At 46.2% G+C, this 18305-nt stretch carries 17 protein-coding genes; 4 read left to right on the top strand and 13 right to left on the bottom strand.

Annotated features, from left to right (window positions below):
* Positions 1 to 24 precede the first annotated feature (24 nt).
* From QMA13_RS10845 to QMA13_RS10830, 4 genes are all read right to left on the bottom strand, one after another.
* Positions 25 to 774: a hypothetical protein gene (locus tag QMA13_RS10845; protein WP_282941382.1), complete on the bottom strand. Its 750-nt coding sequence runs from the start codon at positions 772 to 774 to the stop codon at positions 25 to 27.
* Positions 771 to 1352, bottom strand: coding sequence for an RNA polymerase sigma factor (locus QMA13_RS10840; RefSeq protein ID WP_282941381.1), 582 nt, complete (start codon positions 1350 to 1352; stop codon positions 771 to 773). Before QMA13_RS10840 ends, QMA13_RS10845 begins: the two co-directional genes overlap by 4 nt.
* 241 nt (positions 1353 to 1593) lie before the next feature.
* Positions 1594 to 2580, bottom strand: a complete 987-nt coding sequence (gene msrA / locus QMA13_RS10835) for a peptide-methionine (S)-S-oxide reductase MsrA (protein WP_282941380.1) — start codon at positions 2578 to 2580, stop codon at positions 1594 to 1596.
* A 98-nt stretch (positions 2581 to 2678) separates the two neighbouring features.
* Positions 2679 to 3701, bottom strand: a complete 1023-nt coding sequence (locus QMA13_RS10830; protein WP_282941379.1) for a ketoacyl-ACP synthase III — start codon at positions 3699 to 3701, stop codon at positions 2679 to 2681.
* Between the two features lie 201 nt (positions 3702 to 3902).
* Between QMA13_RS10830 and QMA13_RS10825 the strand changes: the two genes are divergently transcribed.
* Positions 3903 to 5165 (top strand): TolB family protein, encoded by a 1263-nt coding sequence (locus tag QMA13_RS10825; protein WP_282941378.1) that lies wholly within the window; start codon positions 3903 to 3905, stop codon positions 5163 to 5165.
* Positions 5166 to 5182: 17 nt separating this feature from the next.
* Here QMA13_RS10825 and QMA13_RS10820 read toward each other — a convergent pair whose 3' ends face one another.
* Positions 5183 to 5761: a helix-turn-helix domain-containing protein gene (locus QMA13_RS10820; protein WP_282941377.1), complete on the bottom strand. Its 579-nt coding sequence runs from the start codon at positions 5759 to 5761 to the stop codon at positions 5183 to 5185.
* A gap of 120 nt (positions 5762 to 5881) precedes the next feature.
* On the opposite strand from QMA13_RS10820, the gene QMA13_RS10815 reads away from it, so the two are divergent.
* Positions 5882 to 7117 carry a CynX/NimT family MFS transporter gene (locus tag QMA13_RS10815; RefSeq protein WP_282941376.1) on the top strand — a complete coding sequence of 412 codons (1236 nt, stop codon included), beginning with the start codon at positions 5882 to 5884 and terminating at the stop codon, positions 7115 to 7117.
* Positions 7118 to 7213: 96 nt separating this feature from the next.
* On the opposite strand, the gene thrC is transcribed toward QMA13_RS10815, so the two are convergent.
* A complete protein-coding gene (thrC, locus tag QMA13_RS10810; RefSeq protein WP_282941375.1) occupies positions 7214 to 8605 on the bottom strand; it encodes a threonine synthase in 1392 nt (463 codons plus the stop codon).
* 202 nt (positions 8606 to 8807) lie between these two features.
* Here thrC and QMA13_RS10805 point away from each other — a divergent pair, with 202 nt between their 5' ends.
* Positions 8808 to 9560, top strand: a complete 753-nt coding sequence (locus tag QMA13_RS10805; protein WP_282941374.1) for a 3'-5' exonuclease — start codon at positions 8808 to 8810, stop codon at positions 9558 to 9560.
* A 67-nt stretch (positions 9561 to 9627) separates the two neighbouring features.
* Here QMA13_RS10805 and QMA13_RS10800 read toward each other — a convergent pair whose 3' ends face one another.
* From QMA13_RS10800 to QMA13_RS10785, 4 genes are all read right to left on the bottom strand, one after another.
* Positions 9628 to 10350, bottom strand: a complete 723-nt coding sequence (locus tag QMA13_RS10800; protein ID WP_282941373.1) for a DsbA family oxidoreductase — start codon at positions 10348 to 10350, stop codon at positions 9628 to 9630.
* A gap of 61 nt (positions 10351 to 10411) precedes the next feature.
* Positions 10412 to 11806: a multi antimicrobial extrusion protein MatE gene (locus tag QMA13_RS10795; RefSeq protein ID WP_282941372.1), complete on the bottom strand. Its 1395-nt coding sequence runs from the start codon at positions 11804 to 11806 to the stop codon at positions 10412 to 10414.
* Between the two features lie 114 nt (positions 11807 to 11920).
* Positions 11921 to 13330: a glucuronate isomerase gene (gene uxaC / locus QMA13_RS10790; RefSeq protein ID WP_282941371.1), complete on the bottom strand. Its 1410-nt coding sequence runs from the start codon at positions 13328 to 13330 to the stop codon at positions 11921 to 11923.
* 84 nt (positions 13331 to 13414) lie between these two features.
* The gene (locus QMA13_RS10785; RefSeq protein ID WP_282941370.1) at positions 13415 to 14911 is read right to left on the bottom strand and encodes a tagaturonate epimerase family protein; all 1497 of its coding nucleotides are present in this window, start codon (positions 14909 to 14911) and stop codon (positions 13415 to 13417) included.
* Between the two features lie 187 nt (positions 14912 to 15098).
* On the opposite strand from QMA13_RS10785, the gene QMA13_RS10780 reads away from it, so the two are divergent.
* Complete coding sequence (locus QMA13_RS10780; RefSeq protein ID WP_282941369.1) at positions 15099 to 15947, top strand: AraC family transcriptional regulator; 849 nt, start codon at positions 15099 to 15101, stop codon at positions 15945 to 15947.
* Here the strand turns inward: QMA13_RS10780 and QMA13_RS10775 are convergent.
* The 3 genes from QMA13_RS10775 to QMA13_RS10765 form a co-directional block, all read right to left on the bottom strand.
* On the bottom strand, positions 15944 to 17059 hold the full coding sequence (locus QMA13_RS10775) for an AbrB family transcriptional regulator (protein ID WP_282941368.1): 1116 nt from the start codon (positions 17057 to 17059) through the stop codon (positions 15944 to 15946). The genes QMA13_RS10780 and QMA13_RS10775 overlap by 4 nt on opposite strands.
* A 284-nt stretch (positions 17060 to 17343) precedes the next feature.
* Entirely contained in the window at positions 17344 to 17565 is a 222-nt protein-coding gene (locus QMA13_RS10770) for a hypothetical protein (protein WP_282943369.1), read from the bottom strand.
* Positions 17566 to 17591: 26 nt separating this feature from the next.
* Positions 17592 to 18296 (bottom strand): peptidylprolyl isomerase, encoded by a 705-nt coding sequence (locus QMA13_RS10765; RefSeq protein WP_481858158.1) that lies wholly within the window; start codon positions 18294 to 18296, stop codon positions 17592 to 17594.
* Positions 18297 to 18305 lie beyond the last annotated feature (9 nt).

Here is an 18305-nt window from a genome sequence, read left to right as displayed (position 1 = left end):
TGAGCATGCTATCTGTAACTCGGTTCAGCACACCTTCCTCCAGTGCTCCTTCACAATGAGGTTTATGTCCCCGACATTCACCTCAAGCTCTTTTATACCAGATGGAGACGCTGTCAATTCTCTTTTACCGTCTGGCTGATCTGCTTTTTCGCTGAACGAACGTTTTCGAACCAATATAGAAAGCTGTCCGGAATCCTCCTCGTGAGAATACGTTAGCTTAGCGGCACTCGCTTTCGATTCCCCTATCGAGTAATGGATCGTGACTTCTTGTAAAATATATCCTTCTGGAATATAGCCCGGTACCGGCAGCACAAACTGCGTTTTTACCACAGCCTCGTCCATCGTAACTTTTTCCCGTCTAAAAGCGTTCTCCTCTGGCAAGTCCCGATTATCCTTCAACGGTTGAGGCGCAAGCTCGTCATCCGGCGGGGGCGGTGCCGTCTTAGCTCCTTCCGTGGAGCCTCTGTCCGTACTCCCCACGTTCATACTTACCGATCCACCCTTTACCTTGTACACCATCTCAAACATCGGACGAAACGCTTCTGTAGGCTGTAAAGATTGAAACAGAAAGGTGCCCAGTATTAATGAAGCCGCAGCAATCCCAGACCACTTGGCCGCACGCAGCCATTTCGCTCTAAGTCGCTCCCTGCGGAGTTTAGACAGCATACGCTGCCAAGAAGGATCGGCGTCGGGTGCGGGAACATTCTTCTCGCTTTTGGAGACTGCTTCTTCAAACAAGCGATCAAATTCATCCTCAAATTCAGAACTGTTCAAGGCTCGTTCACCTTCCAATCACGCTGCAGTTTTTTCTTGATAGCTTCTCTGGAGCGGTGCAGCGTTTGACGGATCTTTTCCTCCGTGACGCCTAACCGATCCGCCATTTCCTTGTAGGATAAACATTCGGTCCAACGCATTTGAATGACCTGACGATAAATCGGCTTCAACTCATGAATATAGTGGATAATAGCTTCTTCCAGAAGCTTGGCCTCTACCTCGGATTCCGTAGAACATACAGGTTCATGCAGAAAAGAAGCAGCATGTTCTATATAGACGTCATCAGAAAGAAGTTCGTCACGCCTTTTTTTATTTTTTCTTAAATAACTTATAGTTGCGTTTCGGGCTACCGCACGAATCCAGGCATTTAACCGGACTTCCTCGATATCATGAGGGCTTTTCCGAATAATGAGTAGAAATGTTTCGTGAATAATATCTTCCGTAGTCGGATGATCCTTGACAATATATATGATTAACGGGTAAATGAGCCGGTAAAATTCTTTATATACTTGTTCCTGCAGCATCGGGTCAATGGACCTGATATCACCGGTCAATAAAAGTAATATGGATTTAGACATAATTCCTCCGAAATAAGTACGGTTTACAATTCTGCTCCATCATATAATGCATCTGTGGAGAATTGCAGTACTTTTTCAAAGATTTTCCATATTTAAAAACGTCACGTTCACATTTTGGACAAATCTATACCGATTATTTCATGCTCATATGCTAATTATTGTATCTCGAATTACAAATTTCGACAATTGCTTTACAATAAAAAAAGACGCACCTAAGTGCGCCCGCGTGCTTACCTCAAGATTACTTTTGTCCTTCAAACAATGCTAAATACGAGCCATAGCCTTCCTGCTCAAGCTGATCCTTAGGAATAAACCGGAGTGCGGCAGAATTGATACAGTAACGAAGTCCTCCTGCCTCCTTAGGACCGTCGTTAAATACATGGCCCAGATGCGAATCCGCTTCACGACTCCGCACCTCAGTACGTATCATAAAATGGCTGTAATCCTGCTTCTCTTTAACATTTGCCGAAATCACCGGTTGAGTAAAGCTCGGCCAGCCGCAGCCGGAATCGAATTTATCCTTGGAGCTGAACAACGGCTCTCCTGATACGATATCTACATAAATCCCCTCTTCGTGATGATCCCAAAACTCATTTTGGAATGGAGGCTCCGTCCCGTTGTTTTGTGTCACTTCGAACTGCATAGTTGACAGTTTATCTCTAAGACGTTCTTTATCTTTAGCCGTATTCCAATGCTGCTCGATAAAGGCATCGCGCCCGGAGCCTTTTCTGTACATTTTATAGCGAAGCGGATTTTTCGTATAGTAGTCCTGATGATACTCCTCAGCCTCGTAAAACTCGCTTGCTGGGACAATCTCTGTCGCAATCGGACGAGCGAATCGGCCGCTCTGCTCTAGCACTGCCTTTGAAGCTTCCGCCTTCTGACGCTGCTCTTCTGTATGATAAAAAATGGCGGTACGATAGGACGGTCCACGGTCGTGGAACTGTCCCCCAGCATCCGTAGGATCTATTTGCTGCCAGAATGTGTCCAGCAGCTTTTCATAAGGAAATACAGAAGGGTCAAACGTAATCTGCACCGCTTCCGCATGTCCTGTTGTCTCGGAACATACCTCCTGGTAGGTGGGATTGGGCTTGTGACCTCCCGTATAGCCTGATACGACCTTTATAATGCCGGGCAGCTGGTCGAACGGGGTTACCATGCACCAGAAGCATCCTCCCGCAAATGTGGCCAACTCCTGCTGATTTTCTTGTTTTGTATTGGAATCCACTTCTTATCACTCCTCCATCTAGGATAATTATCCGCCTACCTACCATCATACCAAGAAATCGGCAGGCAACCAAATGGATTCTGGAAATTATACCTTTTTCACAAAGGCATGGGAGCGTTCAACTGGGAATCCATATGAATGCGGATAACCATTCCCGCTTGGACAAGTCCAGCTCCAAATCCATAAATAAGTGCACTATCCCCGTTATGCACCTTTCCCTCGCGTAAGCCTAAATCCAAAGCAAGAGGAATCGTAGCGGCAGAAGTATTGCCGAAATGCACCAAGCTATATAATGCTTTCTCCATTGGAACGCCGCTCCGTTCACAAAGGGGCTCGATTATCCGCAAATTCGCGCTGTGAGGAATAAACCAATCCACCTGTTCTAGTTCCATCTGGGCTTTTTGAAGCACTTGCTGCATTCCATCCGGTACCGTCCTCACAACCCATTTGAATACTTCCCTGCCATTCTGCACTAATAGCTGCTTATCGATTAATTCTACGCCATTCCATTGATTAGCGATTCTGGTTTGATAGATGTGTGTGCCCCCGCTGCCCTCGGTAGACAAATGGGTGGAAAGGAAGCTCGACGGCAGCTCTCCCTCCTCCTTCTCTACGAGTACGGCACCCGCGCCGTCCCCGAACAATACGCATGTCGTTCTATCTGTATAATCTGTTATTTTCGTTAACGTCTCTGCTCCAATGACGAGAACCTTGCGGTGCAAACCGGCTGCAATCAATCCGTTCGCCATATGTAGTCCATATACGAACCCCGCGCAGGCCGCGCTTATATCAATAGCTCCTGTTGCGGAAGATATGCCAAGCTGGTCCTGAATAATAGATGCCGTACTGGGAAAAGGAAAATCCGGCGTACTCGTCGCTACAATAATAAAATCTACATCTGTCACAGATTTCCCGTATCTATGCATTAAATTGCTGACGGCGGCTACGCACAAATCGCTTGTATATTGTTTGGGTTCGCTGATTCTACGCTCTCGGATTCCAGTGCGCTGAACAATCCATTCGTCACTAGTCTCAACCATGCGTTCCAAATCGTGATTCGTTAATCGTTTTTCTGGCACGTAGGTGCCGATAGCGGTTATTCTGGCCTTTTGGATTTCCATAGCCCTCACCCTTTTATTATCAAGTATTAGTACCTAGTACTAATTTTAATATAACCTGCGCTAACGGTCGTGTCAATGGACAATTCGAGAGAAATGACCAGCCGTAAACACTGATGGCTTGTAGATCAGGCTGAATGAAGCGACTGCCTAAAGAGCAAATTAAGGAAGAACTGCAGATGAAATGGTAAAGGAGGAGAACATTTGCGAGCTATAGTGTTCATTTGTGTCGTTTTGATAGGGATTTCCGGTTTTTATCCGATAGCGGAAGCGTCTCCCGACAATCCAGTAAAGGCGGCTTTTATACGTGGCGGTAATTTGTGGATGAAAGAAGGCGAGCTGGAGAAGCAGTTGACCAAAGACGGAGGGGCATCGCATCCGAGATGGTCTCATGACGGGCTTTGGATTGCTTATATGAAGGCGACTGGACAACAAAGCCATGAAGTATGGGTATACAACTCGGATACGGACCGTCATGTGCAAGCGTATGGAAGCAGCGGAACGAATCTGCAGTGGTCGCCAACAACCAACATATTGGCCTTTCAAGACGAGTCGGTGTTGAATATTACAGATACCGGTCATATGACCGAAAACAGCTTTGAGAACGTGGCATTAGGAGTGAATAATTACTCTTGGCTCCCAGATGGATCCGGCTTTCTCGCTTCTTCCACTGCGGCTCGTCTGCCAGATGGCTGGACCCATCCTATGCTGTACAAAATACCAGTCGATGCCAAAATGGATGACAAAAAGATCAAGCATTTCTTTACGATCCCGTCTGAGCTAACCAAAGGGGACGTGATGGTGCTATCGATCGGGACGACTATTTTCAAATGGTCTTATGACCGGAAATGGATTGCATTCGTCGTTCATCCCACCGCATCCTGGTCGGCAGATAGCGATATGCTGTGCCTGCTGTCATCCAACGGTAAAAAATTCATTCCATTGGATGAAATGTTGGCCAATTCGAGCTGGTTTCAATGGGCCCCTGTAAAGACTCGCTTAGCCTATATTCAAGGCGGCGGAAGAATGGCGCTAGAAAATAAACATTTGAAAGTTAAGGAGCTCCCTGCACTGCGTTCGCCGACGTTAACCCCTGAAGGGTATGCCGATGGAAACTTTGTTTGGCTTAACGACGACACGATTACGGTGTCACGCACTACGGAGAGCAAATGGTCAAGCGACACTGCAGAACGTCCACTACCAGTATTGGTTCGCTTGACACTCCAGAGCCCGGTCCAACATCCCATTACTACGCCTCCGGCCGGCTTTGGCGACTATGCCCCTGCTTATCTTAAGGCATCTAACAAGCTGGGTTGGATTCGCTCAGATCGCTCGAAGGCTTATGTCATGCTTGGACAAACGGATGGATCTGGCGCAAGTACATGGATCAGCTCATTGGACACGGGTTCCAATTACTATGAGCAGTGGGACTGGGGGGAAGTTCTCAGCTGGTATGAGGCTGGGTAGGATTTGGACTTGTTCTCTTACACATACCGCTCAAAGGTAATGTAAAGAATAGCTACAGTATCCGTCTTGTTCACATAAGAATGGCTAGAATCGCCGCGGAATCGGATAGAATCATACATTTGAAGCTCATAGGGTTTATCACATACAAGAATACGGACGGAGCCTTCCATAACGGTAGCCGTCTCCATGACGCTTGTGGGATGATATTCGGCGGAATATGTGCTATGCGGCTGTAAAAAAGCGCGACAGCTATCCACCGTTCCGCTAGAGGAATGAGTAAATATCGGCTCCACCCGCCAAGGTCCGTCCGTAAAATAGATTCCTTCCCCTGCACGTGACAGCTGAATGACCTTCTCTGTCTCAAACAAGGAGGACATCGGAATGGCTAAACCATCTGCTATTCTCCAAATAACTGTCAAGCTTGGATTTGTTTCCCCACGTTCAATCTTCCCCAGCGTCAGCTTACTGACTCCCGTTCGATCTGCAAGATCGTCAAGACTCAGCTTCTGCTCCTTGCGCATCTGTCTGAGCTGATTGCCTATTCTACGAACCATCTCCATCATATCCTGCTGCTCGATATCTTTTGAAGAATCCAACTATTCCACGCCCCAATAAATTATAGTTTACTTTTTCATGTTATAAGTATATTATAATTTACTATTACAAGCAATGTCACACATACACATTTTGTTGCTTGAGAAGGAGTCAATTCATATATGAGAACTAATACATCATCATCCTTACATTCTCATTCAGCTGGAGCAGCCCGCAGCGGCAGTCTGCTATTAATGCTGGGTGTTGTACTGGTAGCCTCGAATCTTCGGGCTTCCATTACCGTAGTCGGCCCTTTGATCTCATCCATTCGCACGGATACCGGCTTGTCTAATGTGCTGGCCAGCTTGCTGACCGCACTTCCGCTGCTTGCTTTTGCCTTGTTATCCCCGTTAGCACCGGTCATTGCACGTCGCATCGGTACGGAGAAAACTTTGTTCGCAAGCTTGGTTGCTTTAACTTTAGGCATTATATTGCGTTCCGTTCCTTCAGTCGCAACTTTATTTGCTGGTACAGCGATTCTGGGAGCTGGGATCGCCGTCGGCAACGTATTACTTCCTAGCCTAATCAAGCGGGATTTTGCCGGAAAGGTCGGACTGATGACTGGGTTATATTCCATGTCAATGAGCACATGGGCCGCCCTAGCTTCTGGGATTAGCGTTCCTTTGGCTACGGGACTTGGTATTGGTTGGCGCGGGTCGCTTGGGTGCTGGGCCATCCTATCGGCTGTTGGGATCATAGTCTGGTTGCCGCAGCTGCGTTCTGCCAAACAATCAAGTAGTTCTACGAACACACAAACTGCTTCAGTAAGCTTATGGCGTTCATCTCTTGCATGGCAGGTTACCTTGTTCATGGGCTTACAATCCCTAGCCTTTTATGTAACAATCGCTTGGCTGCCCGCTATTTTGCATGATAGAGGCATGAGTGCCACAACGGCCGGTTGGATGTTATCTCTTATGCAGGCTGTCAGTCTGCCAGCTTCCTTCATTATGCCGCTGTTAGCTGGCAGAAGAGCAAGTCAGCGCGGTTTGGTCGCCTTCAGTGCCACTTCTGCTTTATTAGGCTATGTCGGGCTGCTTCTTACAAGCTCCCCTTCCATAGCGCCCCTTTGGATTGTTCTGATCGGTATCGGGCAAGGAGGAAGCATCAGCTTGGCGCTAGCCTTCTTTGCTCTTCGCACGACAAGCCCTTCGCAAGCAGCGGTACTGTCAGGAATGGCCCAATCGTTAGGATATCTACTCGCAGCAATTGGACCGATCTTAATCGGTTGGCTGCATGACTTAACTGGGGCATGGATTGCTCCAATACTGGTCCTTGTCGTCGTCACCGCGCTGTACCTTATTTTCGGAGTAGGTGCGGGCCGAAACGCACATGTCGGGGCAGCCTCTAAGCACAAATAGGAGCCGCGGGCATGAGAAAAACGTCTATCGCAATTCTTTCATAGTGATCAAAAAGACATCGCCCACGAGAGCGATGTCTTTTTGTGCATTTCAAGCTTATGCGAAGAAAGCTTCCAGCTGTTTAACCAGCTCCTGCTTCTCATTATCGATAACGGTTTGATACTGAGCTTTGTCAAACAACTGCTGAATTTCAGCAGGGAATGACTGCTCAATGTCAACAAGCGCGATCGACTCATTGAACTTGGCCGGATGAGCCGTTGCAAATACGACACACACTTCGTCATCGCCGCTGCAGGATTCATAAGCGGTAACGCCGCAAGCTGTATGCGGATCGAACAAATAGCTGTACTCTTTGTAATATTTATCAATGGTTTGCAGGCAGTCTTTGCCTTGAACCCCTTTGGCTTCAAAATCCGATTGTACTTTTTGAAGATCTTCAGCACCGATCTCGATTTTGCCTTCGGAACGGAATTGGTTCATGATGGAAGCAACCTTTTCCGAACTTTTATTAGTTAAGTAATACAAATACCGTTCGAAATTGCTGGCGATTTGAATATCCATCGACGGACTGTAGGTGCTGTGGAAATCTCCAGGCATATAAACGCCTTCTTTAACAAAGCGCTCCAAGATGTTATTCTCATTGGTTGCCAAAATCAGCTTACCGACCGGCAGACCCATTTGTTTCGCCAAATAGCCGGAGAAAATATTTCCGAAGTTGCCAGTGGGAACACTGAAATTGACTTTGCCCACCGGTTTTGTTTTGGAAATTTGGAAATAAGCATAGAAGTAGTACACAGTTTGGGACAAGATACGCACAAAGTTAATGGAATTGATCGCGCGCAGATGATATTGGTGCTTGAATTCCACGTCGGCAAACAATTCTTTAATGAACTGCTGGCAATCGTCAAAATTCCCTTTTACGGACAAATTCAATACATTATCATCTTGTACCGTAGTCATCTGAAGCTCTTGAACCTTACTTACCTTCTGGTGAGGGTGAAGGATACAAATTCGAATACCTTCCTTACCTTTTACCCCTTGAATTGCCGCAGCGCCTGTATCGCCCGAAGTAGCCCCGAGAATATTAATAATTTCATTTCTCTTGGTTGCTACGTAAGAATACAGATTGCCCATGAATTGAAGCGCGACATCTTTAAAGGCAAAGGTCGGTCCATGGAACAGCTCCAACACATACAGCGAATCATTGATATTTTTAAGTGGCGTTACGTTCTCATCCCTGAAGGTAGAGTAGCTGTCGTAAACCAGCTTTTTCAAGTCTTCATAAGGAATTTCGTCGTTTGTAAAATAAGAGAATATTTCAAGCATCAGATCCTGGTAGGATAGATTTTCCCATTCCTGCAGCTTCTGCTCCGATATGACCGGAATTTCACTTGGAATCACCAGACCGCCGTCATTGGCAAGCCCCATCAAAAAGGCATCGATGAATCCACACTTCTCTACTTTTCCTCGCGTGCTTATATAGTCCATACTAATCCCCTTCGCGTACGAAAATTCACTTTATTATACCAAAAACTCGTCACATTATGAACAAGAAAAGCGTTAAAGTACGAAAGGTTTGTGAGAAAACCGATAAATGACCTTCTGTCGACTTGTTTCGTCAAGGCTGGTAACGAAAAACATTACAAAAATAGCCCCCTAACGTGGTATGCTTGTACCAGGGGGTGAAAGAATGAATTACATCGTGATAGACCTCGAATTTAACGGTAGAAAGCATTACGATATTTATCCCATGGAAATTATCGAAATCGGAGCTGTTAAGCTAAATGAACAGTTGGAGGTCATCGATACGTTCCAAAGCTATATTAATCCTAATTTTTATATTAATAGATTTGCCCTGCAATTTTGCGGTATATCTAAAGAAACGCTGCACCGGAGCAAACGTTTTGCTGATGTGGTACAAGCCTTTCGAGATTTTTGCGGTGAGGAATACACCCTGCTGGCTTGGGGAGGCGGCGACTTTTTCCACCTGTTCCTGGACTGTAAGGTAAATCAACTGAGTGATGCATGGCTCGTCAATCTACTGGACGTTACGGCTTATTTTGAAGGCGGACTGCAGCAGGCGCTGGCGGATCATCATCTGGAGCCTATAGGACAGCATCATTCCGCGCTGGATGACGCTTTGAATACGGCCCAGCTGCTTCAATTGAAGCCTGAAGTCGTGACATCTACAGACTATTTTGTACCGAATCAATTCAAGCTATGTACAGGCGGAATAAAAAAATGGATTACTCTTTCATTGGACAGCGCGTTGGAAAAGGAACAAACGTTAACCTGGAATCAATTCATCAAGGATGAAAAAACGCAAAAATATGTGCAGGTGATGAGGCTGAAGCCTGAGGAAATCGAGATGGTCAAAGAGCTGTTCACCAAATTTTTTCAAGCCAAGTATGGCAGAAAAGCCAGAAAACAGCAGCTTGCATAAACTGAAGACGCTCCTACGACAAAAACCGTCCTGAATGAAGGACGGTTTTGCCATGTTTATGAACTACTTACTTGCTGCCTTGATTCGGTTCCCCCGGTGCGCAAACCCCGTCTGTGCAAGCTTGACCCGCATCACTTTGAATAACTTGAAGCGGTTTGTCTTCATCCCATACCTTCTCAAGCACTTCCAAGAAAGCTTCACTCGGCTGCGCTCCTGAAACGCCGTATTTACGATTAATGACATAGAACGGTACTCCGTTCACGCCAAGTCGGCGAGCTTCTTCTTCATCAGCCCTAACTTCCTCCGAGTATTGAGTGCCTGTCAGCATAGCTGCCGTTTCCTCACGGGAAAGTCCCGCTTTCTCGGCGATCTCGAGTAATGTCTCGTGCTCACCTACATGACGGGAATCGGTGAAGTATGCTTTGAAGAGCAATTCCGCGACTTCTTTCCCTTTACCGTGCTGAGTTCCGAACTGGATTAAGCGATGTGCGTCGAACGTATTCGTTAATACCATCGTATCAAATTCAAAATCAAGACCGACTGCCTTTGCTTGCTTCCCGACATCCGCATTCATAGCCTTTGCTTGCTCAATGCTCATCCCGTACTTGGAGGCAAGCATTTCATGAATGTTGTTCGTTGAATCTTTTGGAGAGTTCGGTGAGAGCTCGAAGCTGCGATAAACAATCTCTACATCTTCTTTGTGCGCAAACTGCTCCAGCCCGGCTTCAAAGCGTCTTTTGCCAATATAACAAAATGGACACATAATGTCCGACCAAATTTCTACTTTCATCGTAGAACCCTCCCCTATCTTGAATCTAGTTCATGTTTATTATAAAGCTTGAAACTAATATCTACAACGAACGCCCAAACGACGCTCCTAGCCGCGTATGACCAGTGGAACGGAGAATGAAAAGAACAATGAGGATCTCTCCCGTCAGTCCAAGCGACTGTGCCAATGCGCCGATAGATCCGCTCCACCCTGGTACTAGCTTAACCAGCACAAACAGTGTCACCAAAGTGACGACAACGTTGAACGCTTGCGACCATACCATGATTCTAGTCTGCCCTCTAAGCATGATGATCCCGTGACAATAGTCCAACCATGGAAACACCACATTCATAATCATAAAAAAACGCAGTGCCCGCAAGCTCTCATTCATTAACGGACTTCCAGCCTGTAGCCCCATTATATGTTCCAGGAACCATGGCCCTGCCGGCGTATAGGCTATAATCGATACCAAAGCGGCGGGAAAAAAGCTCATCAAGAGTGCAAAGCGAAATACTTTCCTCGCATTCACACGATAAAAATTCAATACGATCTGGTGCATATAGGAAAAAAAGCTTTGCATCAAATGAGCCAGATTCAAAGCAATGGCAAAAGAGGCGATCGCCAGCTCCATGTTCCCCGTTTGGCTAAGAAATGCGTTGATGGAAGGATCAATAATGACCGCTAGAAAGGAGGAATACATCAAAGGACGATAAAAGCGAAAGATTTGGCCTTTATTCGTGATCGAGTGCCCTTCCTGCTTTTCAGGGATCGAACGCTTCAATAAGGAGCGCCCTTCGATGACACTTATTACACACTCGATCGCCATCCCGATGAGAAAGATAAGCGCCCCTACGGCTCCGCTCGTTACTTTGTCAGTGACCACAAAATAAGCAGCAACGAGAAACATCCCTACCAAACGAATAGCCATCCCTATCGTCAGCCACTTCGTCCTTAAATTATAAATAATAATTCCGTGATACAAGCATCTTATCCCTGAAAATATAATAACAAAGTTGAGCAGCTTGAATACGTTCGCTATATCTGGGAGCTGTTCACGGTTCGCCCCAAAAAAGTTCAAAAAGACCCAGTCCCCTAATGGCGTGTAGCTGATCGCTGAGCCAATCAAAAAGCTGCATAACAGCAAGTACACCGCGATATGCGACATCGCCCGGAACGACACTCGATCCCGGACCAACGCAGAGCAGGTTTGCCGCAGCAGAACCGCAGGCCTCTCAATGACATCCATCAAGCTCATCGCTATGCTGTAGCTCGCAATCAGGAGCTCCGGATGAGCTGCCCTCGCCAAAGTTCCATTAATAATAATGTGGGAGATCATAACCAGACTGGCCGACGCTCCCAGCGGAATAAAGAATGCCAGCAGCTTCTTTAAAGGCAATGATGTTTCATGAGATTCATTGAGCCGCGACACCAAATTGCTGCTTTCCATCAGAAGCTCCTCCATCAGGTAAGTTAACATTTATTAACATCTCTTAACTGTATTCCATATCCACCTTGTGTATCCTTCAAGCAAAACAAGAAAAAAGCCCGGTATATGGACAATATACCGGACTTGCGCACTTCAATATGATGCTTACGAGAAGTTGAAATACTCGTTCGCGTTATTGTAAGAAATGTTCTGAACGATGTTACCGAGCAGCTCAAGATCGTTAGGTGCCTCACCATTCTCAACCCATTCACCGATCAGGTTACATACGATGCGTCTGAAGTACTCATGTCTTGTGTAAGACAAGAAGCTTCTGGAGTCTGTCAGCATACCGACAAAGCGGCTGAACAAGCCCAGGTTCGACAGAGCTTTCATTTGCTCCAGCATGCCATCTCTAGTATCAAGGAACCACCAAGCAGAGCCTAATTGAATTTTACCTGGAATGCCGCCGCCTTGGAAGCTTCCGATAATCGTGCCAAGCACGTAGTGGTCTTTTGGATTCAAGGAGTACAAAATGGTTTTGGCCAAAGCATCCTCGCTGTCCAATGCATCAAGCAGCTTAGCAAGCGGATAAGCCAACGAGCTGTCATTGATAGAATCGTAACCGGTATCCGGACCCAGCTCGCCGAACATACGGCTGTTGTTGTTACGAGCTGCATTAATATGGAACTGCATAGCCCAGCCGAGCTCTGCATACAGCTTGCCCATAAATACAAGAGTATACGTTTTGTATTGTTTTTCTTCCTCCAGGCTTACCGCTTCGCCTTTTAGAGCTTTTGCAAAAATTGCTGCTGCTTGCTCTTTTGTCGTTTCAGCGTAAGCAACGTAATCCAACGCATGGTCAGACACACGTCCGCCGACGGAATGGAAGAAACGAATTCTTGCTTCCAAAGCAGTTAGCAATTGATCATAGTTATCGATAGCTTGACCAGAAACTTGACCCAGCTTCTCTACCCAAGGAACAAATGTAGCACGGTTGATTTCGAGACCTTTATCCGGACGGAATGAAGGCAGAACCAATACGTCGAAATCTTTAATTTCTTTGATTTTGATGTGGTATTCCAAGGAATCCGTAGGATCGTCTGTTGTACACACGACTTTAACGTTCGATTTCTTAATGAAATCTCTCGCTCCGAAGCCTTCGCCGTTCAGCTGTGCGTTTACTTTCTCCCAAATTGCAGGAGCATTCTTCTCATTAATCAGATCATGAATGTCAAAGTAGCGCTGCAGCTCAAGATGGGACCAGTGATAGAGCGGGTTACCAATCGTTTGCGGAACGGTTTTGGCCCAAGCCAGGAAACGGTCATAGTCGGAAGCGCCTTCTCCACCAGTAACGAACTTCTCTTCCACACCGTTGGATCTCATTGCTCTCCATTTGTAGTGATCTCCGTACAGCCAAGCTTCCGTAATGTTCTTGAACGTTTTATTCTCGTAAATTTCTTGGGGGCTCAGGTGGCAGTGGTAATCGATAATTGGCATAGCTTTGGCATAATCATGATACAAACGTACTGCCGTTTCATTGGATAACAAAAAATTCTCGTCGAGAAATTGTTTCATACAATAATCATCCCTTCTCACCATGGTCTTTAATTATGACCAAGCCGAAACGTGCTCTAAGCACCTTCCGGCTCGGATTGTATATTACTTGCCCAACAGATCCAAATGTTTGCCGATGTGGGAAATCAGCGATTGCTCGAATGCTTCCTCTTGATCGCTCAAAGTGCTGAAGAACTCGTCCTTGAACAAGGAGTTGCCTTGAGCATCCTTCGCTTGCAGCAGGATACCGTAAGTGATATGAATCACTTGACGAGCATTGTTCTCGTTCATATAAGTATCAGCCAGATCAGCGTCAGCAACTTGATCCAAAGGAACGATTTTGCTTAAGTCTGTCGTTACATGGTAGTAAGCTGTTGCTTCTTCAAAATGATCCAAAGCGTATTGGTGCATTTTGCGGTACAGGCTTGGGTTCACTTTAGCTACGGTTCTTACAGCCTCCAGCCAGTTAGTTCCAGCGGTTTTCACATGGAAACGGCCTTTGGTGTATTTCCCGATAATAGGGAATACGCTGAACTTGTCACTACCAGAGTGGATACTGAGCTTGTAACCAAAATCGTCAGCAATACCTGCATGGATGATCAATTCTTTCTCGAATTGAGCGATGTCGCCGATGTAGTCGATCCCTTTTTGGAACTCACCGATAAAGCGTGGCGCCATGCTGTAGATTGTCAAGCCGCGACCGTACAACTCTTTGGCAACCAGGAAATGAGACTCAGGAGCCGTAGGAGTAGCCGTTTCGTCGATCGAAATTTCAAAGTCGATTTCGCGTTCAGCCGTTTTGATATATTTGTTGAAAATATGCTCCATGAAATCGATAGCCGGTCCATAGATCAACACGTTTTTAATCAAAGTTTCTTTATCGAACGTGATGGAAGTTCCAGCTACTTCGAAGGTTTGGTTCAAGTAACGGGACTCGTAATGATTGCGGATATCCGCAGACAGCGCGTTGTATTTGGCAGCTTGCTCTTCAACGGAAGTGCTCTCGATGGAATTATCGATATACTCGGAGCAATCCAAAGTCAGCATGGTAAAGCCAAGACCAAGTGCCAATTCAATGTCAGCTTCTACTTTCAAGTGGTCGCCGTCAGCGCCGAAGCCGTCTTTGTAGCCTTCTTGGAATGCTGCATAGCAAGCAGCGTCAACGACTTGCTTATAGTCACGACCAGTAAGGTTCAACTCACGAATACTTTGTTGAGCTAAGATTGGACGTACGTTTCTGCCAGCTACCGTTTTGATGTGACCTGGAGAAGCGATACCAAGACGGTCACCAAGACCGATGGTTGCTACTTGCGTACCGAATGCGCGAGGTACAGTGTAATCAAAATATTTATTTAAAACCAGACGGTTTTCATGTGTTAATGGGCAGGCTTTAATACCGCCTTCTACAGTTCCTTGCAGTTCGTCGAACAACGGACCTTCACCAACAGCCAAAATCAATTTGGTTTGACCGTCCTTCACCATAACCAGCTTTACGTTACCGGACTCCGACAATGAATGCGGATACACTTTGATACCATTAGCGTCGATTTGGCTTACGTTACCCTCTTTTACTGCTTGGGCGATCGCTTGAAACTTGCTCATGAAAAAGCCTCCTTGATTAATAAGATATCTCGATCATAGCGCAAAATCATACCACTTTCTTCGCCTATTTTGTCTAATTTCAACAAACCTATGCGCATCTTGCTATGAAAAAGTATCATTCTCTGCTACAATGAATGAAAAGTCCCGTTTAGCGGGATAAACCTAGTAGGGAAGTGATGTGATCCATATGAGCGAAACCGTGTCCTTCACCTATGGTGCGGAAGAAGGAGATTTTTATATACAGCATATTAAGCGGACGGAGCCTTTCGAGCGGACGAACCATTTTCACGGAACGTACGAAATCTATTATTTATTATCAGGACAACGGACGTATTTTATTAAAGACCGCTCCTATCTAATTTCCCCGGGCGATCTCGTATTCATCAATAAGCATGACGTCCACAAAACCTCGGATGTAGGGCAGCCCGGACATGAAAGAATCGTTATTAATTTTAGCGACAATTTCATCGGAACGGATCATCCCTTTTACCATGCCTCCTTGTTCGGCGTCTACCAGCAATCAGCTCATGTCTTAAGTCTTAACCTGCAGGATCAAATCTTTGTTCAGACCATTATGAACAAGCTAACCAAGGAGCTTAAAGATAAGCAAACCGGGTTTGAAACCTATATCAAGCTTTTGTTAGTCGAGCTTCTACTGTTCTCAAGCCGTTATGCCGACCGCCATGGGTCCGTGCCCTTCGAGCATGCAAGCCCGCTGCATAAAAAAATCTCCGAAATTGTCCAGCACATCAATGGGCACTATCAGGAGCCTATGACCTTATCTGGCATCTCGGAGCTTTTCTTTATGAGTCCCTATTATATGAGCCGAGCTTTTAAAGAAATTACCGGCTTTACCTTTATTGAATACGTGAACATGACCAGAATACGAGAGGCACAGAAGCTTCTCAGGGAGTCGAACCGCAAAATCATCGATATTGCCGACAGCGTTGGGTTCGAGAATATTGCTCATTTCGGCCGTATGTTCAAAAAGCTGACGAAGCTGACCCCTCACGAATACCGGAAGCATCAGCGTTAGCCACTGCCTTCAGCGGATCGTGAGCCGCTGAAGCGGCGGAAGCCCCAGCGTAGAGCGTAAGGAACAATAAATAAAATAAACAAGATTCGAAACATTTGATAAGCGACGACCATCGAAACATCCGCTCCTATTAGTGAAGCCGTTACGCCCATTTCCGTCATTCCGCCCGGAGAAGTACTCAGAAATCCGGTTAGCAGCGATATCGGGTGAACGATACTCAACACATAGGATAATCCTAGTGAAAATGCGACCACAGCAATGCTTCCTGCTATGGAGAACGGCAACAGCTTCTTCCAATTGGAGAGGCTGCTCAATTTAATGCCTAGTCCCATATAAATGCCAAGGCTCCATTGAGCGAGGATCGTAAGCAAGGTTGGCAGATGCGGCAGATCAAAGCCTGTCACGGTAAGTATACCTGCGGCAATAATGGGGCCAAGGAAATAAGGGGTCGGAAACCGGAGCTTAACGGCAAGCCAAGCTGAAGCAGCTATAAGAGCAACAACGATCACGAAGAACATCGGCCTTGATGCAGCATCGTGAAGCCATAACATTAAAGAATCAATAAAGCTGTTGCTGCTCCCCTGCTTGCCCAAGTCTGATGCAGCGTCTGTACTTACTCCGTTAGCTAATCCATGAACAGCAAGAAATGGAACCGTGAAAATCACCGTCAGCAGCCGTATCGTCTGCATGAAGGCCACGACCGTCGTCTCCGCTCCCTCAATCTCTTCACTTAATACAACCATTTGCGACAAACCGCCGGGGATGCTCCCGATAGCACTGCTTGACATGCTGATTCCGGTATAGCGCGCTGTGATGAACGCAGCGGCCAAACTAAAGGCAATCGTTAAAGCAGTTGCCATCAGCATCGTAGGCAGCTGCGAAGAAATCTGTCTGGCACTTTCCGCCGTGAAGGTAAGTCCCATTCCGTAACCCAAAATCGCTAAGCCCGCATTGCGAAGTCCGGCAGGCCATGTCAGCCTTCGACGAGTGAAGGCTGACCATAGAAGTACTGCCGTTAACGGACCGAGCATCCAGCTGAGCGGAACGTGAAGCAGCGTAAACAGCAGTCCCCCGGCAAACGTTACGAGGATCGTTTCCAGTATCCGATTCATGTTGATCTTCCTCTTTTCCTAGTGTAGCAAAGAAAAACGACCTGTTAGGTCGTATGAGAGTGGAGAAACCCAAGAAACTTGAAATATTGCTAGTATACTACGGTGGGATATGCCCCTCCAGCCGCTGTTGAAACCCGTGAATTTGATTAGAAATTCACAGGTATATTCACGGGTTTCAAAGGCGGACGTAAACTCCTCCGGGGCAAACCCCACCTACCGTATATAGCAAATTTCACGCAGACCAGGTTTCTCGTCAGACTTACGACCTGAGCAGGTCATTTTCTTTAATCTTTAATACCAGGTAGTCGTTCCTCCAGGCTGCGTATCAGCTCGCCATACACATCGCGAAGCTCGGTAAGGGTAAGAAGCTCCGGTGTATTAGATCGTTCTTCCTGCGTATGCTGCTTCAGAACACTGTCCATGCCATTATAATTAAACTGTAAATCCTTATACGTTTGATCGAGCTTTTCCAATATAACTCCAATCAATGTTGAATATTGTTCCATCTTATTCACCAACTTTACCTGTCATTCTACTTGGCATCATGCTCGATAATATCTACCTTCAGTATCTTAACCGATTCTACGGGTCGACTTTTTTCTCCACCCTGCTTAGACATAGCTACAGGAGTCCCAGCAATTTGGAGAACGGTGTCCATTCCGTCGGTAATTTTACCAAAAATCGTATAGTTCGGGTACTGATTCAAGCCTTTGCTGTCTTCGCCGGTGCAAATAAAGAACTGGCTGCCGTTCGTGTTAGGGCCTGCGTTAGCCGTAGCAACGATTCCTGGCTCGTACTTATAAGGCGATTTCAGCTCATCGGCAAACTTGTACCCAGGTCCTCCTGCCCCTGTCCCCGTAGGATCTCCAGTCTGTATCATGAACGATTCAATAATGCGGTGAAACTCAACATCCTCATAAAACCCGTCTCTGGCAAGGAATACGAAATTGTTGACCGTCAACGGTGCTGTTTTCGGGAACAATTCCATTGTAAAATCACCTTTGTTCGTATGTAGGGTAGCCTCATAAGTTTTGTTGACATCGATAGACATCTCCGGAGCGGTTGCATACGATTTGCTTTTCTCCTTTACTACTGCTGGAGGTTCGCTCGGCACAGCCTTTTCCTCAATGACATTGACTTCTTCAGGCACGACCGTTGCCACACCTTCATTACTCACTGATACAAAATGAACAAATCCTGCAATAAGCATGAAAATTGCTAGAAAGCCTTGACCCATTCTCGCATT

Source organism: Paenibacillus sp. RC67 (assembly GCF_030020805.1).
In the GTDB taxonomy this organism is placed as follows: Bacteria; Bacillota; Bacilli; order Paenibacillales; family NBRC-103111; genus Paenibacillus_S.
The sequence above is the reverse complement of the archived record's forward strand: the minus strand, read 5'-3'. Positions and strand labels throughout refer to the sequence as shown.